Origin of the sequence: Streptomyces sp. NPDC047706, from assembly GCF_043204795.1 — a bacterium.
Taxonomy (GTDB): Bacteria; Actinomycetota; Actinomycetes; order Streptomycetales; family Streptomycetaceae; genus Streptomyces.
The window spans coordinates 1-26,250 of record NZ_JBIDCW010000011.1 but is presented as its reverse complement, the minus strand read 5'-3'; the positions used below and the strand labels follow the sequence as shown (position 1 = coordinate 26,250).

General features: G+C 72.9%; 22 protein-coding genes and 1 pseudogene. 6 read left to right on the top strand and 17 right to left on the bottom strand.

The window, feature by feature from the left end:
• Window positions 1-43: 43 nt before the first annotated feature.
• A complete protein-coding gene (locus tag ACGF8A_RS15175; RefSeq protein WP_393108134.1) occupies window positions 44-2,122 on the bottom strand; it encodes a SpoIIE family protein phosphatase in 2,079 nt (692 codons plus the stop codon).
• A 77-nt stretch (window positions 2,123-2,199) separates the two neighbouring features.
• Complete coding sequence (locus tag ACGF8A_RS15170; RefSeq protein WP_393108132.1) at window positions 2,200-3,441, bottom strand: DUF6777 domain-containing protein; 1,242 nt, start codon at window positions 3,439-3,441, stop codon at window positions 2,200-2,202.
• Between the two features lie 150 nt (window positions 3,442-3,591).
• Here ACGF8A_RS15170 and ACGF8A_RS15165 point away from each other — a divergent pair, with 150 nt between their 5' ends.
• Window positions 3,592-5,013, top strand: coding sequence for a lipase maturation factor family protein (locus ACGF8A_RS15165; RefSeq protein ID WP_393108130.1), 1,422 nt, complete (start codon window positions 3,592-3,594; stop codon window positions 5,011-5,013).
• Here ACGF8A_RS15165 and ACGF8A_RS15160 read toward each other — a convergent pair.
• From ACGF8A_RS15160 to ACGF8A_RS15150, 3 genes and pseudogenes are all read right to left on the bottom strand, one after another.
• Window positions 5,001-5,129: a hypothetical protein gene (locus tag ACGF8A_RS15160; protein WP_393108128.1), complete on the bottom strand. Its 129-nt coding sequence runs from the start codon at window positions 5,127-5,129 to the stop codon at window positions 5,001-5,003. The two genes, ACGF8A_RS15165 and ACGF8A_RS15160, sit on opposite strands and share 13 nt — an antisense overlap.
• A 162-nt stretch (window positions 5,130-5,291) precedes the next feature.
• Complete coding sequence (locus ACGF8A_RS15155; RefSeq protein WP_393108126.1) at window positions 5,292-8,312, bottom strand: alpha-mannosidase; 3,021 nt, start codon at window positions 8,310-8,312, stop codon at window positions 5,292-5,294.
• Window positions 8,305-9,045, bottom strand: a pseudogene (locus tag ACGF8A_RS15150) (endo-beta-N-acetylglucosaminidase); the annotation flags it as partial. The gene ACGF8A_RS15155 and the pseudogene ACGF8A_RS15150, both read right to left, overlap by 8 nt.
• A gap of 189 nt (window positions 9,046-9,234) precedes the next feature.
• Between ACGF8A_RS15150 and ACGF8A_RS15145 the strand changes: the two are divergent.
• The gene (locus ACGF8A_RS15145) at window positions 9,235-10,614 is read left to right on the top strand and encodes an amidase (protein ID WP_393108124.1); all 1,380 of its coding nucleotides are present in this window, start codon (window positions 9,235-9,237) and stop codon (window positions 10,612-10,614) included.
• Here the strand turns inward: ACGF8A_RS15145 and ACGF8A_RS15140 are convergent.
• Window positions 10,611-11,093 carry a GNAT family N-acetyltransferase gene (locus tag ACGF8A_RS15140; protein ID WP_393108122.1) on the bottom strand — a complete coding sequence of 161 codons (483 nt, stop codon included), beginning with the start codon at window positions 11,091-11,093 and terminating at the stop codon, window positions 10,611-10,613. The genes ACGF8A_RS15145 and ACGF8A_RS15140 overlap by 4 nt on opposite strands.
• 54 nt (window positions 11,094-11,147) lie before the next feature.
• Window positions 11,148-11,321 (bottom strand): hypothetical protein, encoded by a 174-nt coding sequence (locus ACGF8A_RS15135; RefSeq protein ID WP_103782545.1) that lies wholly within the window; start codon window positions 11,319-11,321, stop codon window positions 11,148-11,150.
• 477 nt (window positions 11,322-11,798) lie between these two features.
• Between ACGF8A_RS15135 and ACGF8A_RS15130 the strand changes: the two genes are divergently transcribed.
• Both ACGF8A_RS15130 and ACGF8A_RS15125 read left to right on the top strand, forming a co-directional pair.
• Entirely contained in the window at window positions 11,799-12,359 is a 561-nt protein-coding gene (locus ACGF8A_RS15130; RefSeq protein ID WP_393108118.1) for an HD domain-containing protein, read from the top strand.
• A 450-nt stretch (window positions 12,360-12,809) separates the two neighbouring features.
• On the top strand, window positions 12,810-12,980 hold the full coding sequence (locus ACGF8A_RS15125; protein WP_393108116.1) for a lytic transglycosylase domain-containing protein: 171 nt from the start codon (window positions 12,810-12,812) through the stop codon (window positions 12,978-12,980).
• Window positions 12,981-12,996: 16 nt separating this feature from the next.
• Here ACGF8A_RS15125 and ACGF8A_RS15120 read toward each other — a convergent pair whose 3' ends face one another.
• From ACGF8A_RS15120 to ACGF8A_RS15100, 5 genes are all read right to left on the bottom strand, one after another.
• Window positions 12,997-14,490 (bottom strand): SDR family NAD(P)-dependent oxidoreductase, encoded by a 1,494-nt coding sequence (locus tag ACGF8A_RS15120; RefSeq protein WP_393108114.1) that lies wholly within the window; start codon window positions 14,488-14,490, stop codon window positions 12,997-12,999.
• Window positions 14,491-14,594: 104 nt separating this feature from the next.
• Window positions 14,595-15,935, bottom strand: a complete 1,341-nt coding sequence (locus ACGF8A_RS15115; RefSeq protein ID WP_393108112.1) for a wax ester/triacylglycerol synthase family O-acyltransferase — start codon at window positions 15,933-15,935, stop codon at window positions 14,595-14,597.
• A gap of 306 nt (window positions 15,936-16,241) precedes the next feature.
• Window positions 16,242-17,462, bottom strand: coding sequence for a glucose-1-phosphate adenylyltransferase (gene glgC / locus ACGF8A_RS15110; protein WP_393108110.1), 1,221 nt, complete (start codon window positions 17,460-17,462; stop codon window positions 16,242-16,244).
• 57 nt (window positions 17,463-17,519) lie between these two features.
• Window positions 17,520-18,671, bottom strand: a complete 1,152-nt coding sequence (gene glgA, locus ACGF8A_RS15105) for a glycogen synthase (RefSeq protein WP_393108107.1) — start codon at window positions 18,669-18,671, stop codon at window positions 17,520-17,522.
• Window positions 18,672-18,754: 83 nt separating this feature from the next.
• Window positions 18,755-19,501, bottom strand: a complete 747-nt coding sequence (locus ACGF8A_RS15100) for a (2Fe-2S)-binding protein (protein ID WP_393108105.1) — start codon at window positions 19,499-19,501, stop codon at window positions 18,755-18,757.
• 210 nt (window positions 19,502-19,711) lie between these two features.
• Between ACGF8A_RS15100 and ACGF8A_RS15095 the strand changes: the two genes are divergently transcribed.
• Entirely contained in the window at window positions 19,712-20,782 is a 1,071-nt protein-coding gene (locus ACGF8A_RS15095; RefSeq protein WP_393108103.1) for a DMT family transporter, read from the top strand.
• Here ACGF8A_RS15095 and ACGF8A_RS15090 read toward each other — a convergent pair.
• Window positions 20,772-21,956 (bottom strand): transglycosylase family protein, encoded by a 1,185-nt coding sequence (locus ACGF8A_RS15090; RefSeq protein WP_393108100.1) that lies wholly within the window; start codon window positions 21,954-21,956, stop codon window positions 20,772-20,774. The genes ACGF8A_RS15095 and ACGF8A_RS15090 overlap by 11 nt on opposite strands.
• Before the next feature lie 330 nt (window positions 21,957-22,286).
• Between ACGF8A_RS15090 and gndA the strand changes: the two genes are divergently transcribed.
• Window positions 22,287-23,726 carry an NADP-dependent phosphogluconate dehydrogenase gene (gene gndA / locus ACGF8A_RS15085; protein WP_393108097.1) on the top strand — a complete coding sequence of 480 codons (1,440 nt, stop codon included), beginning with the start codon at window positions 22,287-22,289 and terminating at the stop codon, window positions 23,724-23,726.
• A 443-nt stretch (window positions 23,727-24,169) separates the two neighbouring features.
• Here the strand turns inward: gndA and ACGF8A_RS15080 are convergent, their stop codons facing one another.
• From ACGF8A_RS15080 to ACGF8A_RS15065, 4 genes are all read right to left on the bottom strand, one after another.
• On the bottom strand, window positions 24,170-24,838 hold the full coding sequence (locus ACGF8A_RS15080) for an aspartate/glutamate racemase family protein (protein WP_393108095.1): 669 nt from the start codon (window positions 24,836-24,838) through the stop codon (window positions 24,170-24,172).
• Window positions 24,839-24,840: 2 nt separating this feature from the next.
• Window positions 24,841-25,185, bottom strand: coding sequence for a GNAT family N-acetyltransferase (locus ACGF8A_RS15075; protein WP_393108093.1), 345 nt, complete (start codon window positions 25,183-25,185; stop codon window positions 24,841-24,843).
• 21 nt (window positions 25,186-25,206) lie between these two features.
• Entirely contained in the window at window positions 25,207-25,626 is a 420-nt protein-coding gene (gene panD / locus ACGF8A_RS15070) for an aspartate 1-decarboxylase (protein WP_393108091.1), read from the bottom strand.
• Between the two features lie 355 nt (window positions 25,627-25,981).
• On the bottom strand, window positions 25,982-26,250 hold a 269-nt coding region (locus ACGF8A_RS15065; protein WP_393108089.1), incomplete at its 5' end, for a transposase family protein.

The window sequence follows — 26,250 nt, the reverse complement described above, 5'->3', positions numbered from 1 at the left end:
GCCGGCGGTGCCGGGTGTCCGGCGGCCGAGGGGCACCCGGCGTTCAGTCGCGGTCCGGCACCACGAACTCGCACCACACGCACTTGCCGCCGCCCCGCGCCTCCACACCCCACACGTCGGTGAGCACGTCGACGAGGAGCAGGCCGCGCCCGGAGACGCCGGAGTCGCCGGCCTCACGGCGGCGGGGCAGGGCGCTGGAGGAGTCCTCCACCTCGACGCGCAGCCGCCGGTCGGTGTCGGAGATGACCCGCAGGGTGACGATCGCGGCGCCCTCGGTGTGCATCAGGGCATTGGTGATCAGTTCGTCGGCGACGAGTTCGACCTCGTCCGCGCGGTCGGCGGCACCCCAGGCCCGCACGGCGGCGCGGGTCATGTGCCGGGCCTGGCTGAGGGCCTCCGGGTCGCCCGGAGCGACGTGCTGCTGGAGCCGGCCGCCGCTCTGCGGGGCTTCCGCGCCCCGGCGCCGCAGCAGGAGCAGGGCCACGTCGTCGTCGCCCCCGCGCTCCTCCGCCACCTCGCTGAGCAGGTCGGCGAGTTTCCACACGTCCTGCGGGCCGGAGGCGACGAGCGCGGTGAGGACCTGCATGCCGTCGTCGAGGTCGGCGCCCGGCTGCTCGACCAGGCCGTCGGTGCACAGGATCAGCGTGTGCCCGGGGTCCAGTTCGATGGTGCCGACGGGGTAGGCCAGGCGCCCGAACTCGGCGGACAGGCCGAGCGGCAGGCCGCCCTCCACGGGGGCGCGGCGGCAGCTGCCGTCGGGCGCCCGGATCAGGGGGTCGATATGGCCGGCCCTGACCACCTGCACGACTCCGGTGGCGAGGTCGGCCTCGGCGTACAGGCAGGTCGCGAAGCGGTCCGTGTCCAGCTCGTGCAGGAAGACGGAGGCGCGGGCCATCACGGTGGCCGGGGTGTGGCCCTCGGCGGCGTACGCGCGCAGCACGATCCGCAGCTGGCCCATCACGGCGGCCGCGTGCGTGTCGTGGCCCTGGACGTCGCCGATGACCGCGCCGACCCGGCCGCCCGGCAGCGGGATCAGGTCGTACCAGTCGCCGCCGATGTCCCGGCCGACGGAGGCCGACCGGTAGCGCACCGCGACGTCGGCGCCCCGCACGCTGGGGATGGTGCGCGGCAGCATGGCCTGCTGGAGCCCGCCGGCGAGGTCCTTCTCCTGCTCGTAGAACATCGCGCGTTGCAGGCTCTGGGCGATGCTGCTGCCGAGGGCGACGAGGATGTTGCGTTCCTCGGTCGTGAAGCCCCGCCGGTCGCCGTAGAGCAGGCCCATCGCGCCGATGGGGCGGGCCTGGACGATGAGCGGCAGGTAGGCGGCCGAGGTGATGTCGAGGTCCGTGATGTGCGGCCACAGGATCGGATAGCTCTCGGCGAACTCCTCGGGGGACTCGATGAACCGGGGGGCGAGCGTGCGCACGACCTCGCTCATCGGATACGGCTCGTCGATCCGGGTGACCAGGGTGCCGGGGACGAAGCTGCCCGCGGGGCCCTCGGCGACCAGCCGGATGCGCCCGGCCTCCAGCAGCCCCATGACCAGGCTGGTCGCGCCCAGATGGGTGACGCCGTGGGTGTCCTTGAGGACGTCGATGACGTCCTGGACGGTCCGGGCGTTGGCGAGGGCGGCGGTGATGAGCTGCACGACGTTGGTCTGGTCGCGCCGGGCGGCCAGGTTCCAGGCGGTCTGGTCGCGGCGCGCCGCGTACTCGTTCAGCTCGCGGGTGGCGTCCCGGACGATGCCGATGATCCGGCGCGGCCGGCCGGTGGCGTCGCGGCGGATGCAGCCCTGGGTGTGGGTCCAGCGCAGCGTGCCGTCGCGGCGGCGGAGGCGGAAGTACGCGCCGTAGTTCTCGCTGCCGTCCTTGATGGCCTGGGCCACCAGGCTGTCCAGTCGCCGTCCCTCGGCCGGCGGGACCCGCAGGTTCAGGGTCTCCGGGCGGCCGTCGTACTCCTCGGGGCGCATGTCGAAGACCTCGTGCGCCTGGGCGTCCATGTGGAACAGGCCGGTGTCCAGGTCCCAGTCGAAGCTGCCCATCTGGTTGAGCGCCAGGATCGGGTCCGGGTGGGCGGGCCAGTCGTCCGGGAGTGACAGGGCGCTCGCTCCCCGATCAGCCATGCGCCCACCTTGCCAGTATTTGACTGATTCTTCGACCGGATCCGCCCGGTCGCACGGTGGGGCCATTTCGCTGCGCTTCAGCCCGCGAAGATGTCCGTCATGCTGCCGAAGATGCTGTCGGCGGTCTCCGGCGCGTCCGTGTCACCGGACCCACCCGTGTCACCGTGTGCGCCCACGTCACCCGCGTCACCCACGGCGCCCACGGCGCCCAGGTCGTCGCTCACGTCCGGGTCGTCCGGGATCAGACCGCCGCCGTCGGGCAGATCGGGGATCTCCGGGACGGTCGGGGGGCCGATCTCCTCGGAGAGATCCCTGGGCCCGGCGGGCTCCTGCGGCAGCGCCCCCTCGGGCAGCGCGGGGGCCGTCCCGCCGCTCTCCGGCGGCAGGAGCGGGGCGTCGCCGCCGGCGGCCGGGGCAGCCGTGCCGGTCGCGGGTTGCGGGGGCAGCGGGGCCGCCCCCGCGCCGCCCTCCGCCAGGACGGTCCCGTCGCCCGGCAGGCCCGTCCCGTCGCCCTGCGGCTGCCAATGCGGCCTGGGGACGACCCTGTCGTGACGGACGTCGTGACCGATCCGGCGCTCGATCCAGGTGTCGTCTACGACGTTGACCAGCGTGATGTCGGTGATGGTCTCGGGCGCCGGACTCACCATGATCACCTCGGCGGGCTCGTACCCCTCCCATGCCCGGCCGCCGCTGCCCGGCGTGCCCTGCATGGCGACCGGCGCGCCGAGCGGGTTGCCGCAGGCGCAGCGGACGCGGGGCACGCCCCGGTTGTCCACGAGGACCGCGGTGCCCGCCTGCAGGACGGCCTGCCGGGCGGTGGCGTCCCCGGCGCGGTACCCGTGGCTGGTGACGCGGGTGTCGGCGCGCAGCTCGGCCGAGGTCAGCCCGCGCAGAAAGGCCGGGATCGACGCCTCGAAGACGCCCGCCGCGCCGGCGAATGCGGCGGCCTTGCCGGGGTCGGCGGTGAGCAGGCGGATCTGCCGGTCGACGTCACAGCTGCCTGCCTGGGCCCGCCCGCCGTAGAGGCCGGGCGTCCAGCCGGAGAGAGAGCGCACCCCGGCGAGATCGGCGGGGGCGGCGACGCCGGGACCCGAGCGGCCGACGGGCACCGACTGCGGCGTTCGGGTGACAGGGGCCGGGGTAGCCGGGGAGGTGGCCGTGGACGCCGTGAAGGGGTCCGGGCCCTGGTCCTCGACCGGCTGGAGCAGGAGTTCCCTGCTCGCACTCGTGCTCTTCTCGCCGCCCGCGCCGCACCCGGCGGCGCACAGGGCCACCGAGAGCGCGCAGGCCGTGACGAAGGTTCCGGTGGATATGCGCACCACGTTCTCCCGCCTCGTCCTGGGGGTTTTCGCCACTATTGTCTGCTTCACTCACATGGGTCACGCAAACGGAACGTGTGGCTACCAGCAGTGACCGCCCCTCCGGAGCCCGGAGGGGCGGCGCGGAACGAAGGACAGGAGCGCACGACCGTGGAGTGGTTCACCGCACCCGACTACTGGCTGACCCGGCTGGTCTTCCAGCGCGCCCTGGCGGCGGTCTACCTGGTCGCGTTCCTGACGGCCGCCCTCCAGTTCCGGGCGCTGATCGGGGCACGCGGCATGCTCCCGGTCCCGCGCTTCACCGGGTCCGTGCCGTTCACGCGGGCGCCCAGCCTGTTCCACCTCCACTACACCGACCGGTTCTTCGCGGGGTGCGCCTGGTCGGGCTGCGCGGTGTCGGCGGCGCTGCTGGCGGGCGTGGACGCGCTGCTGCCGCTGTGGGCCGGCATGCTGCTGTGGGTGGTGCCCTGGCTGCTGTATCTGTCGATCGTGAACGTCGGTCAGACCTGGTACTCGTTCGGCTGGGAGTCACTGCTCCTGGAGGTCGGCTTCCTCGCGGTGTTCCTCGGCAACGACGAGGTGGCGCCGCCGGTCCTGGTGCTGTTCCTGCTGCGCTGGATCCTGTTCCGGGTGGAGTTCGGCGCGGGCCTGATCAAGCTGCGCGGAGACGCCTGCTGGCGCGAGCTGACCTGTCTGGACTACCACCACGAGACCCAGCCGATGCCGGGCCCGCTGAGCTGGTTCTTCCACCATCTCCCCCGGCCGCTTCACCGCGTCGAGGTGGCCGCCAACCACTTCACCCAACTCGTCGTGCCGGTCCTGCTGTTCACCCCGCAGCCGATCGCGACGGCCGCCGCCGCGCTGATGATCGTCACCCAGCTGTGGCTGGTCCTGTCCGGCAACTTCTCCTGGCTGAACTGGATCACCATCGTGCTGGCCCTCGCCGCGATCAGGTTCCCGGCGGACGCGCCGCCCGTCCCCGGGGCCCCGCTCTGGTACGTGGTCGTGGTACTGGCCGTCGCCGCGCTGATCGCGTTCCTCAGCTATCACCCGGTGACCAACATGATCTCCCGCGGCCAGGTCATGAACCGCTCCTTCGACCCGCTCCACCTGGTCAACACCTACGGCGCGTTCGGCAGCGTCGGCCGGGTCCGCTACGAGGTGGTCCTCGAGGGCACCGCCGACGACGTGCCTCGCGAGGACTCCGACTGGCGGGAGTACGAGTTCAAGGGCAAGCCCGGTGATCCCCGGTACTGGCCACGCCAGTTCGCGCCGTACCATCTGCGGCTGGACTGGCTGATGTGGTTCGCGGCGCTCTCCCCGTCCTACGCCGGCCCGTGGTTCGGGGCCCTGGTGGAGCGGCTGCTGGAGAACGACCGCGACACGCTGAGGCTGCTGCGCCGCTCCCCCTTCCCGGCGGACGCGCCCCCGCGCTTCATCCGCGCCCGCCTCTTCCGCTACCGGTACACGACATGGCGGGAGCTGCGGGAGACGGGGGCCTGCTGGGACCGGACGTTCGTACGGGAGTACCTGCCGCCGACACGGCTGACGGGGAGCGCTCAGAGGTCGTAGACGCGGCCGGCGGTGGTTGCGCACACCGCCGTGCGGTCGCTCTCCGTGACGAGGGTGACGCAGGCGCCGAGGACGGAGATCAGGTTCCGCCCGGTCAGGAACCAGGAGGAGGGCATCTTCACCCGGAGGCGCCGAGGGCGGCGGCCGCGCACGTCGGCAAGGTGGAGCAGTGGCTGCGCGCGCGGCTCGGCGACCAGGGGCGCGGGCGCCCTCCCGGCGGACGGTCCCGACGCGGGCACGTGAGGGCCCAGGGGCAGGCCCTCACGGCACCGGCCGGGTCAGCCCCGGCGCAGCCGCAGCGTCATCAGCTCGAAGGGACGCAGGCGTACGGTGATCCGCCCGCCGTCGGTCACGGGCGCGGTGGCCTCCGGCAGCCGACGTTCCAGCAGGTCGGTGACCGTGACGCCGCCGACCTCGAAGCCCGCGGTGAGCGTCGCCCGCGCCCGGCCGCCGTGCGCCTCGTGGAAGCGGACCACCACGTCGCCGCTGCCGTCGTCGGCCAGCTTGACGGCCGTGACGACAACCGCCTCCTGATCGACCGTCACCAGCGGCGCGACCTCCGCGGCGCCCGTCACCCGCCGCTCCGGCACGTTGATCCGCCAGCCCTCACGCACAGCGTCGCCGATCCCGGCGCCCGGCACCAGGGCGTGCCGGAAGCGGTGGACGCCCTGGTCGGTCTCGGGATCCGGGAAGCGCGGGGCGCGCAGCAGGGAGACACGGACCGTGGTGGTCGTACCGCCGTCACCCCCGGTGCGGACGGCGCGGGTCACGTCGTGGCCGTACGTCGAGTCGTTGACGACGGCCACGCCCCAGCCGGGTTCCTCCAGGTGGACGAAGCGGTGGTTGCAGGCTTCGAACTTGGCCGCCTCCCACGAGGTGTTGGTGTGCGTGGGCCGGTGGAAGTGCCCGAACTGCGTCTCCGACGCGTACCGTTCGGCGTGCACGTCGAGCGGGAACGCGAGCTTGAGGAACTTCTCCGTCTCGTGCCAGTCCACCTCCGTGTCCAGCACCAGCCGCCGCTCCCCCGGCGGCAGCGACAGCACCTGGGTGACGCGCGAGGCACCGAAGGACCGCGCGATCCGCACCGACTCGCCGTCCTCACCGGCGGTGATCTCGTCGAGCCCGGTCAGGTCGGTGACGGTGTTGCGGTAGAACTCGTCGACGTCCCAGGCGTCCCACATGTTCGGCAAGTCGGGGTGCAGCTGGAGCAGGTTGGCCGCCCGGCCCGGCGCGACGGTCTCGCGGCCGGCCGCGATGTCGTACGCGGAGACGACCAGGCCCCGCTGGTCGATCTCGATCCGCAGCAGGCCGTTGTCCAGGACGTACCCGCCCTCGGCGCGCGGGCTCACCGAGGCCGCGCCCTGGACCGCCGGGGCGCCGGCCCCGCCCGCGGGGACACCTCGCCTGCCGTGCGGCGCGGCGTTGAAGACCAGCTCCCGCTGCCCCTCCCCCGCCAGCGCGCGCTGGGCCGCGTCGATGATCCCGTCCAGCTCGCCGGCGAGCCGCTCGTAGGTGGCGCGGGCCTCGCGGTGCACCCAGGCGATCGACGAGCCGGGCAGGATGTCGTGGAACTGGTGCAGCAGCACCGTCTTCCAGATGCGGTCCAGCTCCTCGTACGGGTAGGGGAGTCCCGTCCGCACGGCGGCCGTCGCCGCCCACAGCTCGGCCTCCCGGAGCAGGTGTTCGCTGCGCCGGTTGCCCTGCTTGGTCTTCGCCTGGCTGGTGAGGGTGGCACGGTGGAGTTCGAGGTAGAGCTCGCCGACCCAGACGGGCGGGTTCGGGTACTCGGCCGCGGCCTTGGCGAAGAAGGCCGCCGGGGTCTGCCAGACCACGGTCGCGGAGCCTTCCAGGTCGCGCAGCCGGGCCGCCTTGGCGACCATCTCACGGGTGGTGCCGCCGCCTCCGTCGCCCCAGCCGGTGGGTGCGAGGGAGTGGCGGGCGACGCCCTTGTCCTTGAAGTTGCGGGCGGCGTGGGCGATCTCGCCGCCCTTCATGGAGCAGTTGTAGGTGTCGACGGGCGGGAAGTGGGTGAAGATCCGCGAGCCGTCGATGCCTTCCCAGGTGAACGTGTGGTGGGGGAACGTGTTCGTGCGGGACCAGGAGATCTTCTGCGTCAGCAGGTACTTGGATCCCGCCGCCTTGATGATCTGCGGCAGTCCGGCCGCGAAGCCGAAGGTGTCGGGCAGCCAGGCCTCGTCGTTCTCGATGCCGAACTCGTCGAGGAAGAACCGCTTGCCGTGCGTGAACTGACGGGCCATCGCCTCCGAGCCCGGCATGTTGGTGTCCGACTCCACCCACATGCCGCCGGCCGGCACGAACCGTCCGTCCGCCACCGCCTTCTTCACCCGCGCCCACACCTCGGGCCGGTGCTCCTTCACCCACGCCCACTGCTGCGCCTGCGACATGGCGAAGACGAAGTCGGGCTCGTCGTCCAGCAGGGCGGTCATGTTGGCGGTGGTGCGCGCGACCTTGCGGACCGTCTCGCGCAGCGGCCACAGCCACGCCGAGTCGATGTGGGCGTGACCGACGGCGCTGACGCGGTGCGCGGAGGGCGCGGCGGGGGCGGCGAGGACGCCGGAGAGGCGGGACCGGGCGCCGGCCGCCGTGCCGTTCACGTCCTGGAGGTCGACGGCGTCCAGGGCCCTGTCCACCGCCCGCAGGATCTCCGAGCGGCGCGCGGAGTCCGCCGGCAGCTCGGCCATCAGCTCGCCGAGCACCTCCAGGTCCAGCATCAGCTGCCACACCGTCTCGTCGAAGACGGCGAGGTCCATGCGCGTGAGGGTGTACTGCGGCGCGCTGCCCGCGGTCTCCTTGTCGCCCAGCTCGGTCGGCCGGAAGGGGTGGTGGCCGAGGATGACCGGGTTGGACGCGGCCTCGATGTGCAGGCGCACTTCTTCCCCGCCCTCGACGGGCGTGCCGACGCGCACCCACTGGTTGCGCGGGTTGAGGCCCTTCACCGGGGTGCCGTCGGGCCGGTAGACGAGGCCCTCGCACTGGAATCCGGGCATGTTCTCGTCGAACCCGAGGTCGAGGATCGCCTCCACGGTACGCCCGGCCCAGTGGCCGGGGACGGTCCCGGTGACCCGGAACCAGCTCGTGCCCCACGGAGCACCCCAGCGGGCGCCCACCTCGATCGGGCCGGGCTCGGCCGCGAGCCCCTCGGCGACCGGTACGGGCTCGTCGGGGGCGTGCCAGACGGCGACGTCCAGCGGCACGGACTCGGGGTACACGGCGGGTCGGATGCGTTCGTCGAGGACACGCCTCAGACGGGCTTCGACGAGGCTGCGGTCGTCATGCATGGCGGGTGCTCCGTAGCTCTGGTGCGAGTGGTTGCCAAGTGTGGTGCACGGTGACGGGGTCCGACGAGGTGTACAGCTCCCCTGCGGAGCGCAGTTCGAACCGTGCCACCTGCTCGCCCTGCTCGGGCCGCAGGCCGCCGGCGAACCAGGCCCGCTGGCAGGTGCCGCCGAGGAAGCGCCGGGTGCCGTCGGGCAGGAGGCGGTGCAGGGTGTGGTGGCGGACCTCGCCGGGGCGGGCGGCCAGGCGAAACGCAGGTCGCCTGCGGAGGCGGCGGTGACGCGGAACGCGGTGGGCGCGGCGGGGTCCGGGGCGGCTGGTCCGCGCGCACGGCGAGGTGTCCGAGGCGCCGGCGCACCGGAGCGCCGGTGGTGGGCGTGAGGCGCACACCGAGGGCCCGGATGGTGCCGGACGGGCCGGGGAGCCGCACGTCCGAGGTCCGCCAGCCACCGGCGGGGTCCACGGGGAGGAAGGTGTACGGGGGCGCCGATCCCGGCGTGCCCGGTTCGGCCGTGGCCACCGCCAGTTCGACGCTCACCCCGCCGGTGCCGGCCCGGTGCGCCAGCTCGACGAGCGTGTCCGCGGTGATCGGCAACCGGGTCACGTACAGGTCGAGGACCACGGGCGCGTCGAGCGCGCCGTCGACGAGCACGCTCTCCCGCCGGACCACGCGTGCGCGAAGTCGAAGTTCACCGTGGGCCGTACGCCCCCGGTGTGCCCCGCGCGGCGGGATGACTGAGCAGCAGCCCCGCACGGAGGGCGGGCAGCCGCTCGCGGCGGGTGGATCGGCTCGGGACGGCGGAGGCTCGCGCGGGGTGGGGCCGTCCTGCAGCGGAGGCGGGTTCAGCCCCTCGTGGAAGCCGGGGCCATGCTGCGAGGATGGCGGCGCAGACCGCCATCCTGCCCCAGGACAAAGGAGCGCCCGTGACCGATTGGGTCGGACGGACCGCCGTCGAGATCGCCGCAGCCGTGCGGGAGAAGCAGGTCGCGCCGCGCGAGGTGGTGGCCGCGCATCTGGCGCGGATCGAGCGGCTGGACGGACGCATCGGGGCGTTCCGTGTCGTCCGGGCCGAGCGGGCGCTCGCCGAGGCCGACGAGGTGGGGGCGCGTACCGATCTGGCCGAACTGCCGCTCGCGGGCGTGCCCGTGGCCGTCAAGGACAACCTCGCGGTGCGCGGCGAGAGCATGCGGATCGGCTCGGCGGCGACACCGGACGTGCCGGCCGGGCAGGACCACGTCACCGTCGCCCGGCTGCGCGCCGCCGGAGCGGTCGTGGTGGGGCTGACCAATGTGCCGGAACTCTGCGTCTTCGGTACGACCGAGGGGGTGCACGGCACCGCCCGCAACCCGTGGGACCCGACGCGTACGGCGGGCGGCTCCTCCGGTGGCAGCGCGGCAGCCGTGGCGGCGGGCATGGTGCCGATCGCGCTCGGCAACGACGGCATGGGTTCCTTGCGCATCCCGGCCGCCAACTGCGGCGTCGTCACCATCAAGCCGGGCCACGGGGTGGTACCGGCCGGCATCAGCGACGGCGACTGGTTCGGCATGTCGGAGAACGGCCCGCTCGCGACGACTGTCGAGGACGCCCGGCTGGTGCTGTCCCTCCTCGCCGGCACCGGCGCCTCGGTCCAGGCCGCACCCGCGACCCGGAAGGTCGCCGTCTCGCTGCGCAGCCCCGTCGCCGGCGTCACCGTCGCGAAGCCGTACACGACCGCCGCGCGGGAGGCCGCCGGACTGCTCGTCAAGGCCGGCCATCAGGTGCGGCGCGCGGACCCGCCCTATCCGGCCTCGCTCGGCTTCACGTCCCTCGCCCACTGGACCGCGGGCACCTGCGTCGACACCCAGGGGCTAGACGTGCGGCTGCTGGCACGGCGCACCCGGGTGCACGCCGCCGTGGGACGGCGGTTCTTGCGGACCGTGCGCACGGGCACGAGCCGGGAGGCACTACGGCGGCGGCTGGAGCCGTTCTTCGCCGAGTACGACGTGCTCCTCACGCCCGCGCTGGCGCGCCGCTCGCCCGAGGCGGGGCCCTGGCACGAGCGGGGCTGGCTGCGCAACGTGGCCGCCAACACCGGCTACTCGCCCATGACGCCCCCGTGGAACCTCACCGGCTGGCCCGCGATGGCCGTGCCGTTCGGCACCCTGCCGTCGGGCGCGCCCTGCGCCGTACAGCTCGTGGGGCGGCCGGGGACGGAGGGGCAACTGCTGGAGCTGGCACGTCAGTTGGAAGACGCGCGGCCGTGGCGGCGGACCGCGCCCTTGGACCACATGGACCGGGGGGAGCAAGGGGCTCCCGTGGGCTAGAGGGTCCTGTGCATGATGTGGAGTCCGACCCTGCCGTGCCTGGGGTGGTCGAACGCGTCCGGCACCGTGCCCAGGACCGAGAAGCCGAGGGACGTCCACAGCTGTACGGCCGGGTTGGTCTCCACGACCGCGTTGAACACCATGGCCCGGTAGCCGTGGGCCTTGGCCTCGGTCAGGATGTGCTCGGCGAGGGCCCGGCCGATGCCGCGCCCGGCCTGGCCGGGGTCGACCATGAAGCCGGCGTTGGCGATCCGGGCGGCGGGGCCGCTGTAGTTCGCGGTGAGGTAGGCGGAGCCGATGACGGTTCCGTCGTCGTCCTGCGCGACGTACACGCGTTTGGCCGGGTTCATCCACAGGGCTCGGGCCGCGTCCTCGGTGGTGTCCGGGTCCCAGGCGTAGGTCTCGGCGGCGGCGACGATGCGGTGCCAGAACGGCCAGATGTGCGGCCAGTCCGCGGCGGTGGCTTCCCTGATCAGCATGGGCGTGAGTCTCGCACGCCCATGCGGTCGGCGATCGCGAACGGCTCCTGCCCGTCAGTCCACGCTGGGCAGGATGTGCGGCTCGGCAAGGTCCTCCTCGTAGCCCGCCAGGCGGATCGGGGCGGACCGGGCCCACACGTCGAGGCTGCCGATCTCGCCCGGCCGGCGGCCCGCGCGCTCCGTGCGTTCCTTGGGGCGCTGTTCGCGATTCGTCTTCTCCGGTGTCACCGCGCACTCCTTATGTGTCGGGTCACCCTCGGGGCGCGCCGGCGGCCTGCGGTCCGCTGCCCGACGCCCGTTCGGGACTGCCATGGATGCTGTTGGACGCGGTGGCGTCGGTAACTCGCGTGAGAGCAGGCCGTTTGTGCACCGGCTTGTCCCGGGACGGACGATGGGTGTGGGTAGGGACCCGTTGCTGCTGTCCGTCCGGACCAGATTAACCAAATGAGCGGGGCGCCGCTCGATGGCGCTGAAAACTGCGGGTAACGTTCCCGCGTCATCCCGTGCTCGATCAGGCGAATTTCGCTGCCTTTTATAACGAAATGGACCCATAGTGACTCACCCGACCGGCCTACTCGGGCGAACAGGCCCGCGATCGACGGCCCTCGTGGCGTCGCGCAGTTCAAGTCCCGTTGGCCGGTTCGCAAGCCGGCCATGATCTGCTGACGCACGGCAGAGGCTTGACCGGCGGGAGGACTGACGCATATGGAACTGCGCAGTGTCGAAGAGCTGATGGATCTGCTGCACGCCTGCCGCGGCGCCTGGGACACCCCGGACCGCACCGGCGACCCGGTCGACCTGCACGACCACGCGCTGCAGACGGCCGCGCTGCTGCGCCGAAGCCGCCCCGCCGACAAGGAGCTCCAGGTCGCGGGCCTGGTGCACGACATCGGCCATCTGCTGCGGCCCGGCGACGACGCGGGGCACGCGGACCACGCGGCGGACGCCGTCCGGCCCCTGCTCGGCGAACGGGTCGCCCGTCTGGTACGCCTGCATGTCCCGGCCAAGCGCTACCTCGCCGCGGTCTCCCCCGAACGCGGCCCGTCCCCGCAGAGCGCGCTGACCCTGACCCGGCAGGGCGGCACCATGAGCCCGGCCGAGGCCGCCGCATTCGCCGGGGACCCCCTCGCCGAGGACGCCGTAACCCTGCGCCAGGCCGACGACGCGGGCAAGGTCGTAGGCCTGGACGCGGGCGTGATGGAGGACTGGCGAACGGTCCTGGAACTGGTCGCGTCCCGAAACTCGCGACTCGGCGCGGTGGACTGACCGAGGCACGGGGGCCGGCTGGGGTGCCGCCTGATCGCGCCGGCCGAGGTTGACCCGACGCTCGCGTGCCGTCCACCGACCGCGAGCGACGGGTGCCGATGGGCGCCGTCCACCGACGGCAAGCGGCAGGCGGGGCCCCGGCCACCGCGGACACGACAGGCCACCTACCCCACGGCCGCCCGATGAGCGGCGCGCGGCCCTTCGCCGATCATCACGCCGGTGACCGGAGCAAGGGCGTCGCCACCTGCCGTGCACGGGTACCGCGCACCGGCGTGGCCGAGCCGCCGTCGGCTCGGCGCCGGGCGGCGGGCGCGGGGCTCAGCTTCCCGGTGGACACGGCAGGCGGCGTGCGGTGGCCGGTGGGATCATGGAGGTGGAGCCTGTCGGGCGGTGTGTCCCGGCTGTGGGGCCGGGTCGCTTCGGCAAGGTGCCGTGAGGAAGGTGACCCGCATGAGCGACGTCACGCCGCCCCCGCGCCCCCGGCGCACCCCGGATCTCGGGGGCCTGTCCCGAACCGTCCTGTACTTCGCCCTGGCGCTGAGTGCCCTGCTGGTCGGCGTGGCCGCCCTGCTCATGGGCATCGCCTGGATGGACCTGGTCGAGAACACCCGCGACTACTGACCGGACGGCGCGCCCCTCACCACTTGCCGGGCGCGTAGTCCTTGAGGAAGACGCCGTACAGATCCTCGCCCGCCTCACCGCGCACGACCGGGTCGTAGACGCGGGCCGCGCCGTCGACGAGGTCGAGCGGGGCGTGGAAGCCTGCCTCGGCGAGGCGCAGCTTGTCGTAGTGGGGGCGTTCGTCGGTGATCCAGCCGGTGTCGACCGAGGTCATCAGGATGCCGTCGGACTGGAACATCTCCTGGGCGCTGGTGCGCGTCACCATGTTCATCGCGGCCTTGGCGGCGTTGGTGTTCGGGTGGCCCGCCCCCTTGTAGCCACGGCCGAAGACGCCCTCCATCGCGGAGACGTTCACCACGTACGCGCGTCCGCTCGCCGCCTTCTTCGCGGCGTCGGCCATGGCCGACCGGAGCTTGCTGATCAGGATGAACGGCGCCGTGTAGTTGCAGAGCTGGGTCTCCAGGAGCTCCACCGGGGAGATCTGCTCGATGGTCTGCACCCAGGTGTTGGTCTCCACGACGTCGGGGACGAGCCCGCCCGCGTCGATGGCGGTGCCGGCCAGGTGCCGCTCCACGCTGGCGTTGCCCGCGACCAGGGCGAGGTCGGCGACCTTCTGGGCGTCGAGGGCGCTGATACCGACGGGCAGCGCGGCGATGCCGTCGACCGCGCCGGAGTTGAAGGCGCCGATGACATGGTGGGCGGGGAGCTCACCGGCGGGCAGCGGGGCGCTCTCTCCGTCGACCAGCGCGGCGTAGGCGGAGGGCAGGCGGCGCACGGTCTGGGTCGCGTTGTTGATCAGGATGTCGAGGGGGCCCGCCTCGGCGACCCGGTCGGCCAGGGCGACGGCCTGTGCCGGGTCGCGCAGGTCGATGCCGACGACCTCCAGGCGGTGCATCCACTCCCCCGCATCGTCCATCGCCTTGAAGCGGCGGATGGCGTCCTTGGGGAAGCGGGTGGTGATCGTCGTGTGCGCGCCGTCGCGCAGCAGCCGCAGCGCGATGTACATGCCGATCTTGGCGCGGCCGCCGGTGAGCAGGGCGCGCTTGCCGGTGAGGTCGGCGCGGACGTCACGCTTGGCGCGGTTCAGGCCGGCGCAGCCTGGACAGAGCTGGTGGTAGAAGTAGTCGACCTCGACGTACCGGGTCTTGCAGGTGTAGCAGGAGCGCGGGCGCTGGAGTATCCCCGCGATCCTGCCCTCCTCGGTGCGTGACGACGGCAGCAGGCCCTCCGTCTCGTCGTCGATCCGCTCGGCGGAGCCGGTCGCCGTGGCCTCCGTGACCGCCTTGTCGTGGGCGGTCTTGGCGGCCCGGCGCTCCTGGCGGCGGCGTTGCTTGACGGTCCGGTAGATGCCGGCGGTGGCCCGGCGCACGGCGATCGCGTCGGGGTGGTCGACCTCCAGCTTGTCGAGCTCCTCCAGCACGCTCAGGCAGACGGCGAGCCGCTCCGGGTCGATGCCCGGCCCGTACACGATCTCGTCCGTGATCGCCGAGCCGTCCTCTGTCACCGTCATCGCCGCTGCCGTTTCCTGGTCTGCCGTCGCGGCGCTCCGGTCGCCACCGCATTCGAACGGCAGATTTTACGGAGCGCCGGGCCGCACCGCCAAACCCGTCATGATCACGGCGCACAGGCCTTGATCAGCGTCTCCAGCTCGTCTGCCACCGCCTGGGCGAACCGGTCCAGGTCCGGTACGGCCGTCGCGTCGGCGACCAGCCCGTAGTGGACCTGGCCCCGGTATGTCGAGACGGCGACGGCGAGGGACTGCCCGGCGGCCAGCGGCGCGAAGGGAAACACCTCCGTGAGCGGGTTGCCGCCCAGCTTCAGGCCGAGGCCGGGCAGCGGCACGCTGGTGACGAGGATGTCGAACCAGAGCCGCGCCGCCTGGCTGACCAGGGGTCCGCCGAGACGGTGGCCGAGCGCCGGGACGTGGTCGGCGAGCAGCGCGACCGCGCCCGCGCCCCGGTTGGGGCCGGCGTCCTTGTTGCGGTCCATGGCCGTGCGGACCGTCTCGAGGCGGCCGCGCGGGTCGGGGTCGTCGACCGGAAGCCGTATCAAGTACCCCGACAGCCGGTTGCCCTGCGGGTGTGCGGTGCGCGGGCGGCGCTTGGAGACCGGGATCAGGGCGCGGGGAGCGACGCCGTCGCTGCCGTCGCCGCGTTCGTCGAGCCAGCGGCGCAGGGCGCCCGCGACGACGGCGATCAGGACGTCGTTGACGGTGCCGCCGGCGGCCTTGCGGATGCGGTGCACGTCGTCGAGGTCGAGGACCACTCCGGCGGTGCGGCGGGTCCCGGAGGCCTCGCAGCTGAGCGCGGGCGAGGAGCGCACGGCGAGGGTGGACAGCGCGACGGAGGCGCCGATGTCGAGGGCGCGGCACACGTCGGACAGGGTGCCGCGCACGACGTCGGGCAGTCTGCGCGCGTCGGGCAGCAGGCGGCGGGGCGGCTGAGCCGGGCGGGGACGGGACGTGTGCAGATCCGTGGGGTCCAGGATCGCCGCCGCCAGGGTCAGCGCGCGCAGACCGTCGGCGAGGGCGTGGTGGAACTTGAAGAGCACGGCGAAGGACACACCGTCCGCCCCGGGCAGCACGTGTGCCTCCCACGGCGGCCGGCCGCGCTCCAGCGGACGCTCCATCAGCCGCCCCGCCACCGCGTGGAAATCGGCCGTCGGGGCATGCAGCCGGACGTGGTCCAGCGGGTCGAAGTGCGGCGCGGGCTCCCGTGCCGCACCGCCGAAGGCGAGCGGGCGCCGCAGGGCCGGCGGCCGCCATACGTTGCGGATCCGCATCCGCAGCCCGGGCACGGCGGCGGCGCGCGCGGCGAGCAGGTCGGCGGCATGGGCACCCGCGGCGGGCGAGTGGGAGGTGAACACGCCCAGCGCCCCGAGGTGCATGGGGTGCCGGTCGGACTCGATGTTCCAGAACGCCAGGTCGAGGGGGGCGAGCAGGTCGTCAGAAGTCAATGAAGTGCCTCGCGTCGACGACGGGTGGGCCAGCAGTCAATCGCCCACGCGCGATTACGGTCAAGTACGATCAGGCTACGCACAGTTAACAACAGATTAAGTCCGACTGCCCGAGACGAGGCGGGGGACTCACGGGACACATGTGACGTAAAAGGTCGCGAAGGAGGGGCAGGGGCAGCTCGGAGATGTAGGGAGCGTCACACGAAGACACCGCGCGCGCCACACGAGACGTCCGCGCGCCGCAACCGGTCACCCCGCCCGGAGCACGAGGCCGAACAAGCAATCGACCCGCCCTCCCTCACGTCCTCACGGCACCCGCTGTCCCTTCCCCAACGCGATCACCCCGCCCTTGGACACCGTGTACAGCTCGGCGTCCCGCTCCGGGTTGACCCCTACGGTCGCGCCCGGGGGCACCTCGACGTTCTTGTCCAGCACCGCGCCCCGCACCACCGCGCCCCGCCCCACGTGCACGTTGTCGTGCAGCACCGAGCCCTGCACGACCGCCCCCGGGTCGACCACCACCCCCGGCGAGAGCACGGACCGGGTGACCTGCCCCCGGATCAGGCAGCCGGCGCTGACGATCGACTCGCCGGCGATGCCGCCGGCGTTGAAGCGGGCCGGCGAGAGCTGGTTGGAGTGGGTGTAGACGGGCCAGCTGCGGTTGTAGAGGTTGAAGGCGGGCCGCTCGGCGATGAGGTCCATATGGGCGTCGTAGTACGCGTCGAGGGTGCCGACGTCGCGCCAGTAGCCCTGGTCGCGGATGGTCTCGCCCGGCACGTGGTTGTCGCTGAAGTCGTACAGGTGGGCCTCGCCGCGCGCGGTGAGCTGGGGCAGGATCGAACCGCCCATGTCGTGCACGGAGTTCTGGTCCTCCGCGTCCCGCTGGAGGGCCTCGACGAGGGCCTTGGTGGTGAAGATGTAGTTGCCCATCGAGGCGAGCACGCAGTCGGGATCGTCCGGGAGGCCCGGCGGGTCCGTGGGCTTCTCCAGGAACCGCTCGACGCTGCTGCCGTCCGAGCCCGGCGTGATCACCCCGAAGGAGGACGACTGCGAACGTGGCACACGGATGCCGGCCACCGTCACACCGGCGCCGGAGTCGATGTGCTGCGCGAGCATCTGCCGCGGGTCCATGCGGTAGACGTGGTCGGCGCCGAACACCGCGACGTACTCCGGCTGTTCGTCGTGGATCAGGTTCAGGGACTGCAGTATCGCGTCCGCGCTGCCCAGGTACCAGCGCGGGCCGAGCCGCTGCTGGGCCGGTACCGGGGTGACGTAGTTGCCGAGCAGACTGGACATCCGCCAGGTGGTGGTGATGTGCCGGTCCAGCGAGTGCGACTTGTACTGCGTGAGTACGCAGATGCGCAGGATGTCGCCGTTGACGAGGTTGGACAGGACGAAGTCGACGAGGCGGTACGTGCCGCCGAAGGTCACCGCGGGTTTCGCCCGGTCCGCGGTCAGGGGCATCAGGCGCTTGCCTTCTCCGCCCGCCAGTACGATTCCCAGCACCGAAGGTCCACCGCGCCGCATCCCGCCGCCCCTCTAGCCCGTTTGTGCGCCGTGCTCTGCTTGTCGACTACCCCGGATCTACCGCGGATCGAGGACTCCCGCGTAAAGACCGGCCGTGCGCCGGGCGACCGTGTCCCAGCCGAACTCCCCCACGGCGCGCTCCCGCCCCGCCTCACCCATCCGCCGGGCACCCTCCGGGTCGGCGAGCAGCGCGTCCAGAGCGCGGGCGAGTCCGGCTTCGAAGTCGTCGTCCACGGGCACCAGCAGGCCCGTCTTGCCGTCGGCGACCACCTCCGGGATGCCCCCGACCTGGGAGGCCACCACGGCGGTGCCGCAGGCCATCGCCTCGAGGTTGACGATGCCCAGCGGCTCGTACACCGAGGGGCACACGAAGACGGCCGCGTGCGTGAGGAGTTGGATCACCTCAGGACGGGGCAGCATGCGGCGGATCCAGTGCACGCCGTCGCGGGCCCGGCTCAGCTCCCGGTACAGCTCGCGGAACTCCTGGTCGATCTCGGGGGTGTCGGGCGTGCCCGCGCACAGCACGACCTGCGCCGACGGTTCGATGTCGCGGACCGCGCGCAGCAGATGGGGCACGCCCTTCTGCCGGGTGATGCGGCCGACGAACAGCACGTAGGGGCGGGCCGGGTCGACACCGAGGCGGCGCAGGACGTCGGTGTCCGGGTCCGGCCGGTACATCTCGGTGTCGATGCCGTTGTGCACGACATGGACGCGGGCCGGGTCCAGCGCCGGGTAGCAGGCGAGGATGTCCTCGCGCATCGCCCCGGAGACGGCGATCACCGCGTCGGCGGCCTCGGCCGCGGTGCGCTCGGCCCAGCTCGACAGGGCGTATCCGCCGCCGAGTTGCTCCGCCTTCCAGGGCCGCAGCGGCTCCAGGGAGTGGGCGGTCATCACGTGCGGGATGCCGTACAGGAGCTTGGCGAGGTGGCCGGCGAGGTTGGCGTACCAGGTGTGGGAGTGGACGAGTTCGCGGCCCTGGAGGGCGGCGGCGACGGAGAGGTCCACGGAGAAGGTGCGCAGGGCGTCGTTGGCGCCGTCGAGGGTGGGCCACGGGCGGTGGCGGACCACGCCCTCGCTGCGGCCCTCGCCCCAGCAGTGCACGTCGAGGTCGACCAGGTGCCGCAACTCCCGCGCGAGGAACTCGACATGGACGCCCGCGCCGCCGTACACGTCCGGCGGGTACTCCCGGGTCAGCAGTCCCACTCGCACCCGGAACCCCCTGTCTCAGCGGCTGCTGCCTTCATGGTCACCCAGATGCGCCGCGGGCGGAAGACCACGGGATGGCCACCCGGTCAAGCCGTGGGCGCCCGGGTGAAACAACAGTCGCCGCACAGGCCCCCGCCGGGCACGCGGTAGTACAGACAGCAGCTGCGGCGCCGGAACGCGGTGCCGGTGAGGATGCCGGTGCCGCTCAGGAGGGGATGCCGGAACAACTCGGCGGTCAGTGCCCGGGCCCGGGTGGCGGTGTCGTCACGGCGGTTCGCCCGCGCCCAGCGGTCCAGTTCCCGGGCGGCACCGGCAAGCGCGGATCCGGCGTTGCCCCACAGCAGTCCCTTCGCGAGCCGGTGACGGGCGCGCAGGGTGGCCGCCAGGGGTTCGAGGTGGCCGTGCAGCACGGCGTCCACGAGGGTGCCGGCGTCCCCCGGCAGCGGGTGCACCTCGGTGAGCCACAGGTCGTCGGGGGCACTCGCGTCGGCGTCCCAGCGCAGCAGCCGCGCGTCGAGGTCGGGGATGCTGCCGTACAGCACGGCGCAGCCGAGGGCGGCCGACCAGAGGCGGGCGGCGAGGCCCAGGTGGGCCACCGAGGCCGCGATCCGTGCCTCCGGGGCGCGCAGGGCCGTCGCCACCTTCTGGACACGGAAGGTCAGAGGGTCCCGGCAGGCGTCCCGCTCCGTGCCGTCGTACATCTGCCCGAGGGTCGGCAGTGCGCCGGCCCGGCCGTGCGGGGCGGCCACGACCGTGCGCAGGACGAAGAAGCCACCGAGGGGTGCCAGCGCGGTGAGATCGGGGTCGAGGTCCACGAGGACCAGTAGTACCAAGGACCCCAGGGGCGCGGCCCCTAGGGTGTCCCTCTCCGGTGGCCCGCCCTGGGGATGACGGGCGGCCGGTCGTACTCCATCGGCAGTAGGTCCTATTGCGTGCTCAGGTACGACGACGGGAACAGTACGACAGGGCATCGTGTTGGTCATGCAATCCGACCGATCGCCGCGCCGGGGCCGGTGCCCCCGCCGCCCGCAGAGGAGCAGGCCATGAGCGCCCTCGCGCTGTCCGTGCTGCTGTCGCTCGTCTCTGCCGTGGCCTACGCGGGCGGGGCGATCGTGCAGGAGCGCGTGGCGGAGGCGGACGGGCAGTACGCGCCGCTGCGCAGGCCCGGCTGGTGGGCCGCGGTCGCGCTGAACGGGGTGGGTGGCCTGCTGCACGTGGCGGCCCTCGCCTACGGCCCGCTGAGCGTGGTGCAGCCGCTGGGCGCGCTGACCATCGTGTTCGCGCTGCCCATGGCGGCGTTGTTCGTGGGACGCAGGGCCGGGTCGACGGCCTGGCGGGGCGCCGTCATGGCGACCGCCGGACTCGCGGGCCTGCTGTCCCTGGTCGGCACCTCCGGCTCGCGCTCGCTGGACGGGCCCGCGCAGCTGAGCGTGTTCGCGGTGACCACCGGGGTGGTCGGCACGCTGATGGTGATGGGCCGCGCGGCCCGCCGGCAACCGGCGGTGCGCGCGATGGTGCTCGCCACCGCGTCCGGCATCGCGTTCGGCATGTCCTCGGTCTTCACGAAGTCCGTCGCGGTCGACTGGACCGGCGGGCCGACGGCGGCGCTGCTGCCGTCGCTGGCCGCCATCGGGGTGCTCGCCGTCGCCGGTCTGCTGCTTTCCCAGGCCGCCTACCGCGGCGCCGGACTCGCGGCCCCGCTCGCCACGCTGACGGTCGTGAACCCCGTCGTGGCGGCCGCCGTCGGCATCACCATGTTCGGCGAGACCTTCCGGTACGGCACCACGGGCACGGTGCTCGCGCTGGGCTGCGGCGTGGTGGCGGCGGGCGGGCTGATCCTGCTGACGGCGGCGCGGGTCGAGCGCGCCGAGGGCGTGACGCCGCTGCCCGAGCAGGACCTCGTCCCCACCGGCGAGCCGGCCGCCATCGCCGTGGCGGACGGTGTCTTCCTGCCGAGCCCGCTCGCGGAGGGCAGCTACGCCGGCACCGCCGACGCGCACAACTCCGTGACGGCCGTGGTCCCGGACACGAAGCCGCCGTACTACGCCCTGTACGGCGCGCCGTACATGCCCTTCCCGGCCCTCGACCGCAGTCGCGTCCGGGTCAGATCCTGACGCCCCCGGCCCGCAGGTACGCCAGCGGGTCGACGTCGGAGCCGAAACCGGGCCCGGTCCGCACCTCGAAGTGCAGATGCGGGCCCGTGCTGTTGCCGGTGGAACCGACCCGCCCGATGCGCTGGCCCGCGCTGACCGACTGCCCGGACCGCACGGAGATGGCCGACAGATGCGCGTACTGGCTGTAGCGGCCGTCGGAGTGCCGGATCACCACCTGGTAGCCGAAGGAGCCGCCCCACCCGGCGTCGACGACCTGACCCGCCCCGACGGCCTTCACCGAAGTGCCGGTGGGCGCGGGGAAGTCGACGCCTGTGTGGTAGCCCTTGGACCAGTTGGAGCCCGTCGCGTGGTAGGCGGTGCCCAGCGGGCCGCTGACCGGGGCGACCAGGGAGCCGGCACGCCGGCCGGTGCCGCCGTCGTCGGAGGCGGACCTTTGCGGCGCTGTTCTCGGCGCGGACTTCGGTGGGGACTTGGGCTGCGCCTTGGGTGCCTTCCGGGTCGTGCGCGGGGCGGCGGGGGCGGCCGTGGCCTCGGCCCGCAGGTTCAGCCGCTGGCCCGGCAGGATCAGGTCGGGATCGGCCCCGATGGTCGGGCGGTTGCCGGCGTACAGGCGCTGCCAGCCGCCATGGACGTCCCGCTCGTCGGCGATGGTGGAGAGCGTGTCGCCGCGGACGACGGTGTACATCTCGGCGGTACCGGCACGCGACTGGGGTGGGGTCTGCGGCTGGACGTCCGCCGCCGCGGACTTCGGGGTACGTGGCGCGCCGCCGGCGGGTCCGATGTCGGGTCTCTCACCGCCCCGCGTCAGCCCGGCGCGCTGCGAGCACACCGGCCAGGCGCCGGGCCCCTGCCCGTCCAGGACCTTCTCCGCGACCGCGATCTGCCGTTCCTTGGTGGCCAGATCCGCGCGTGCCGCGTACGCCGTGCCGCCGTAGGCCTCCCAGGTGGACTGGCTGAACTGCAGTCCGCCGTAGTACCCGTTGCCGCTGTTGATGTTCCAGTCGCCGGTCGACTCGCAGGCGGCCACCTTGTCCCAGGTGGCCACGTCGGCCGCGTGAGCGGCACCGGTGCCGACGAACGGGAGGGCCATGCCGGCGCCGCCCGCCGTGACGGTGAGCGAGGCGCGGTTGATCCTGTTCGGCTGATACCGGCGGTGCCGGCCGCGTACGGCCATGGGGAGCCCCCTCGACAAGCGTCAGAAGGGCCAAAAGTATGCGCCGCGAACAGGCCATGACAAGACGGCAATCGGCCGCCTGGAGCTTCGAATGGCCGGGATCGGGCTGTCGTTGTGCGACCCGTGCGACGGACGTGCACCGCGCACGGCCGGCTGTGCGGCGCGCGGGGGCGCGCGTCGGTTGAGTGCGGCACGGGCCATCGCGCGTATGTGCCTGCGCGGCGTCGGCCGACCCGCCGGTGCGGACGGAGGATCTGCACGTCAGGATGGTGGTGGCCATACTGGCGTGCACGACCGGCAGCACCATAACCAGGTCACTAGGAGTTACCGATGAGCACTTCAGCCCAGATCGGCGTCACGGGTCTCGCGGTCATGGGCCGCAACCTCGCCCGCAACTTCGCCCGCAACGGCTACACGGTCGCGGTGCACAACCGGACGGCGTCGCGGACACACGCGCTGGTGGAGGAGTTCGGCAGCGAGGGCGACTTCGTCGCGGCCGAGACCGCCAAGGACTTCGTCGCGGCACTGGAGCGTCCACGCCGCCTGGTCATCATGGTCAAGGCCGGTGAGCCGACGGACGCGGTCATCCAGGAGTTCGCCCCGCTGCTGGAGCCCGGCGACATGATCATCGACGGCGGCAACGCGCACTTCGCGGACACCCGGCGCCGGGAGCGCGAGCTGCGCGAGCACGGCATCCACTTCGTCGGCACCGGCATCTCCGGCGGCGAGGAGGGCGCCCTGCACGGCCCGAGCATCATGCCCGGCGGCTCGAAGGAGTCCTACGGGTCGCTCGGCCCGATGCTGGAGAAGATCTCGGCAAAGGCGGACGACGGGGCGCCCTGTGTGACCCACGTGGGTCCGGACGGCGCCGGGCACTTCGTGAAGATGGTGCACAACGGCATCGAGTACGCCGACATGCAGCTGATCGGCGAGGCGTACCAGCTGCTGCGCGATGTCGCCGGGTACTCCCCCGCGGAGATCGCGGAGATCTTCCGCACCTGGAACACGGGGCGGCTGGACTCCTACCTGATCGAGATCACCGCCGAGGTGCTCTCCCATGTGGACGAGGCGACGGGCAAGCCGTTCGTGGACGTGGTGGTGGACCAGGCGGAGCAGAAGGGCACCGGCCGCTGGACCGTCCAGATCGCGCTGGACCTCGGCGTTCCGGTCTCCGGGATCGCGGAGGCGGTCTTCGCGCGCTCGCTGTCCGGGCACGCGGCGCTGCGGGAGGCCTCGCGGGGGCTGGCGGGCCCGAAGGCGGCTCCCCTGGACAAGGCCGAGGCCGGGGCGTTCGCGGACCGGGTCGAGCAGGCGCTGTACGCGTCGAAGATCGTGTCGTACACCCAGGGCTTCCACGAGATCGCCGCGGGCAGCGAGGAGTACGACTGGGACATCGACCTCGGGCAGGTCGCCTCGATCTGGCGGGGCGGCTGCATCATCCGCGCGGCCTTCCTGGACCGGATCCGCGCCGCGTACGACGCCCGGGCGGACCTGCCGAGCCTGCTGTCCGACGAGACGTTCGCACGGGAGATCGCCGAGGCGCAGGACGACTGGCGCGAGGTGCTGATCGCCGCGACGCGGCAGGGCGTGCCGACGCCGGGGTTCGCGGCGGCGCTGGCGTACTACGACGCGCTGCGTGCCGAGCGGTTGCCCGCCGCGCTCACGCAGGGGCAGCGGGACTTCTTCGGGGCGCACACGTACCGGCGTACCGACCGGGACGGGGCGTTCCACACGCTGTGGGGCGGGGACCGCTCGGAAGTTTCCGCCTGAAGGTGCCCGCCCTAGGTCTCCCTTCCGGGCTCCAGGCGGTCAGGCCGCGGCACGGCTGGTGGGCGGCGCCTCCTGCGTCGCCCGCGGCACGGCGGTGGGCGGCGCTTCCCGCGTCACCCACCGTCTTCGTTCAGGTCAAGGGCGGGCCTGGTTCAGGAGACGGGACGGGTTCAGGGCCGGGGGGAATCGGGGACGGGCTCGGGTCCGGGGCCGGATGCGGGTGCGGGGACGGCGGTGGCTCCGGTGCCGGAGGCGGTGGCGGTGGCGGTGGCGGAGCCGGCGGTGGTTCCGGAGGCGGCACCGGGTGTGGCTGCGGGCCTGGCGGCGGTGGGACCGGTTCGGGCTGCGGGCTGGTCATGATGTCCTCCGGCCAGTCGGTGGGCGTCGGCTCTGGACTACTCCCCCGCGTACCCGGCACCCCCGCCACCAGTCACCCCCTGGAGTCACTTCGTGGCCCGGTTGGGCTCCCCGCCGGCCGCCGCGCCGGCCGCACGCGCCCCCGCCGCCAGTCCCGGCCGGGGGCTGGACAGCACCGGGGCGGTGGCCGACGTCAGCCCCCGGGCGGGAGTCATGGAGGCCTGGGCGAGAACGATCACGTCGGCGCCGGTGACCTCGTCGGCCGCCCTGGCCACCAGGCGGGCGTACTCCCGGGTGTCGCCGGCGGTGAAGCACTCCCAGGCGTCCTCGACCAGCAGGGTGCGCACCGCGACGGGGCGGCCCGCGCGGCGGGCCTCCTCCTCGACCAGCGCCACGGTGGGGCCGAGCGTGCTCGCGACCGTGGCGAGGACGACGATCCGGGGTCCGACGGCCACCGCGGCGGCCGCCATCGGACGGTCCACACGCAGTACCGGCACCCCGGCGTCGGCGGCGGCCGCCTCAGCGACGCCGCCGACGCTCGAACAGGTGCACAGCACGGCACGGGCGCCGTCGGCGACGGCCCGGTCCAGTACGGCCCGTACGTCTCCGGCGACCGCCTCGGGCCCCTCGTGCCCGGCACGGGTCAGCAGGTCCTCGCGGACGACGTGCCGCAGCTCCAGGCCCGGGTGGTCCTCGTCGCGCAGGGCGTCGAAGACCGGGACGTGGAGGGGCGAGGTGTGCAGCAGCGCCAGCACGCTCAGAAACGTCCGGGGTGCGCGACCAGCCACTCCTTCGCGGCGTCCAGCAACTCGGGGCCGGCCGCGGGCGCCTCGTCCGGGTGGCGTTCGGCCCACTTGCTGACGTACGGGCAGAGCGGGGCGACGGGGACACCCTCACGTGCGGCGGTGGCGTACAGCTCACGCGCCAGGGAACCCGCGATGCCCTTGCCCTCGTGGGCCGGTTCGACGATGGTGTGCACCGGCACGAGTGCGCGCCGCGGGGCCTCCAGCACGAAGTACTCGATGCGGCCGACGACTTCGCCGTCGGCGAGGGCCTCCAGGCGGCCGGCCGCCCGGTCGTCGCGGATCTCGGTCTCGCTCATGGGGCACTCCTCCTCGACGGTTCACACCCTGACGGCCTGCGGGCTGCGTTCCTGGCCGGAGCCCGGCACGGGCTCTCCCGGGTCGGCGGCCAGGCGCACGATCCGGTTGTCCCCGTCCACGTGGACGACGCGAGGCTCGAGCGCCCGTGCCTCGGAGTCCGTCACCTGAGCGTAACTGATGATGATCACAAGATCCCCGGGGTGGACCAGGTGGGCGGCCGCCCCGTTGATCCCGACGACACCCGAGCCGCGCTCACCCTCGATGACGTACGTCTCCAGCCGGGCGCCGTTGGTGACGTCCACGATGTGCACGAGCTCACCGGGCAGCAGATCGGCGGTGTCCATCAGTTCGGCGTCGATGGTCACCGAGCCAACGTAGTGCAGGTCGGCCTGGGTGACGGTGGCTCGGTGGATCTTGGATTTGAGCATGGTGCGAAACACGGAGAAACTCCCGGTTTGTCTGCTCCCTGCCTGCCACTTGCAGGTCAAAGGCGTTCTCCGGAGAGTACAACGACTCGCTTCTTCGGTCAGCTGTCCTCAGGTGTTTCAGGGCTCACACCGACCAATGCTGAAGGGGAAATGCCTGTGAGCTGTCCCTATCAGTAACCGGCACGGCGACTCACCTGCATCATCGCCAGAGCGGCTCCAGCATGCCCAGACGTTGCAGCTCCACAACGTGCTCTGCCGCCCGTCTTGGTGCTTCACCACCGCTCACCAGTACTCCCGCCTCAACGTTGCGGTGGGCCGCGGACTCAGTGAGCCTTTCCCAGTAATGGATCATGACGGTGTGTGATCGTCAGATGGTGCGGTCGTATTCGAGTTGGAGCAGGACGAGGGCTGCGGCGGCGATCTTCGTGATGCGGCTGGGGTCGAGGCTGACCCTGCGCAGGGCCTTGAAGGTCGTCTTGAGCAGGGAGTTGGCGCGCTCACAGACGCCGTGGATGCCGCGGATGACCCTGTTGTACGTCTGTTGCTCCTCGGTCAGCTCGCCTCCGGCGGGCTTCTTGTGCGGGTGGCGGAAGCCGTCGCCGGCGTTCTCGTAGCCGAGGTCGACCAGGGTCGGCA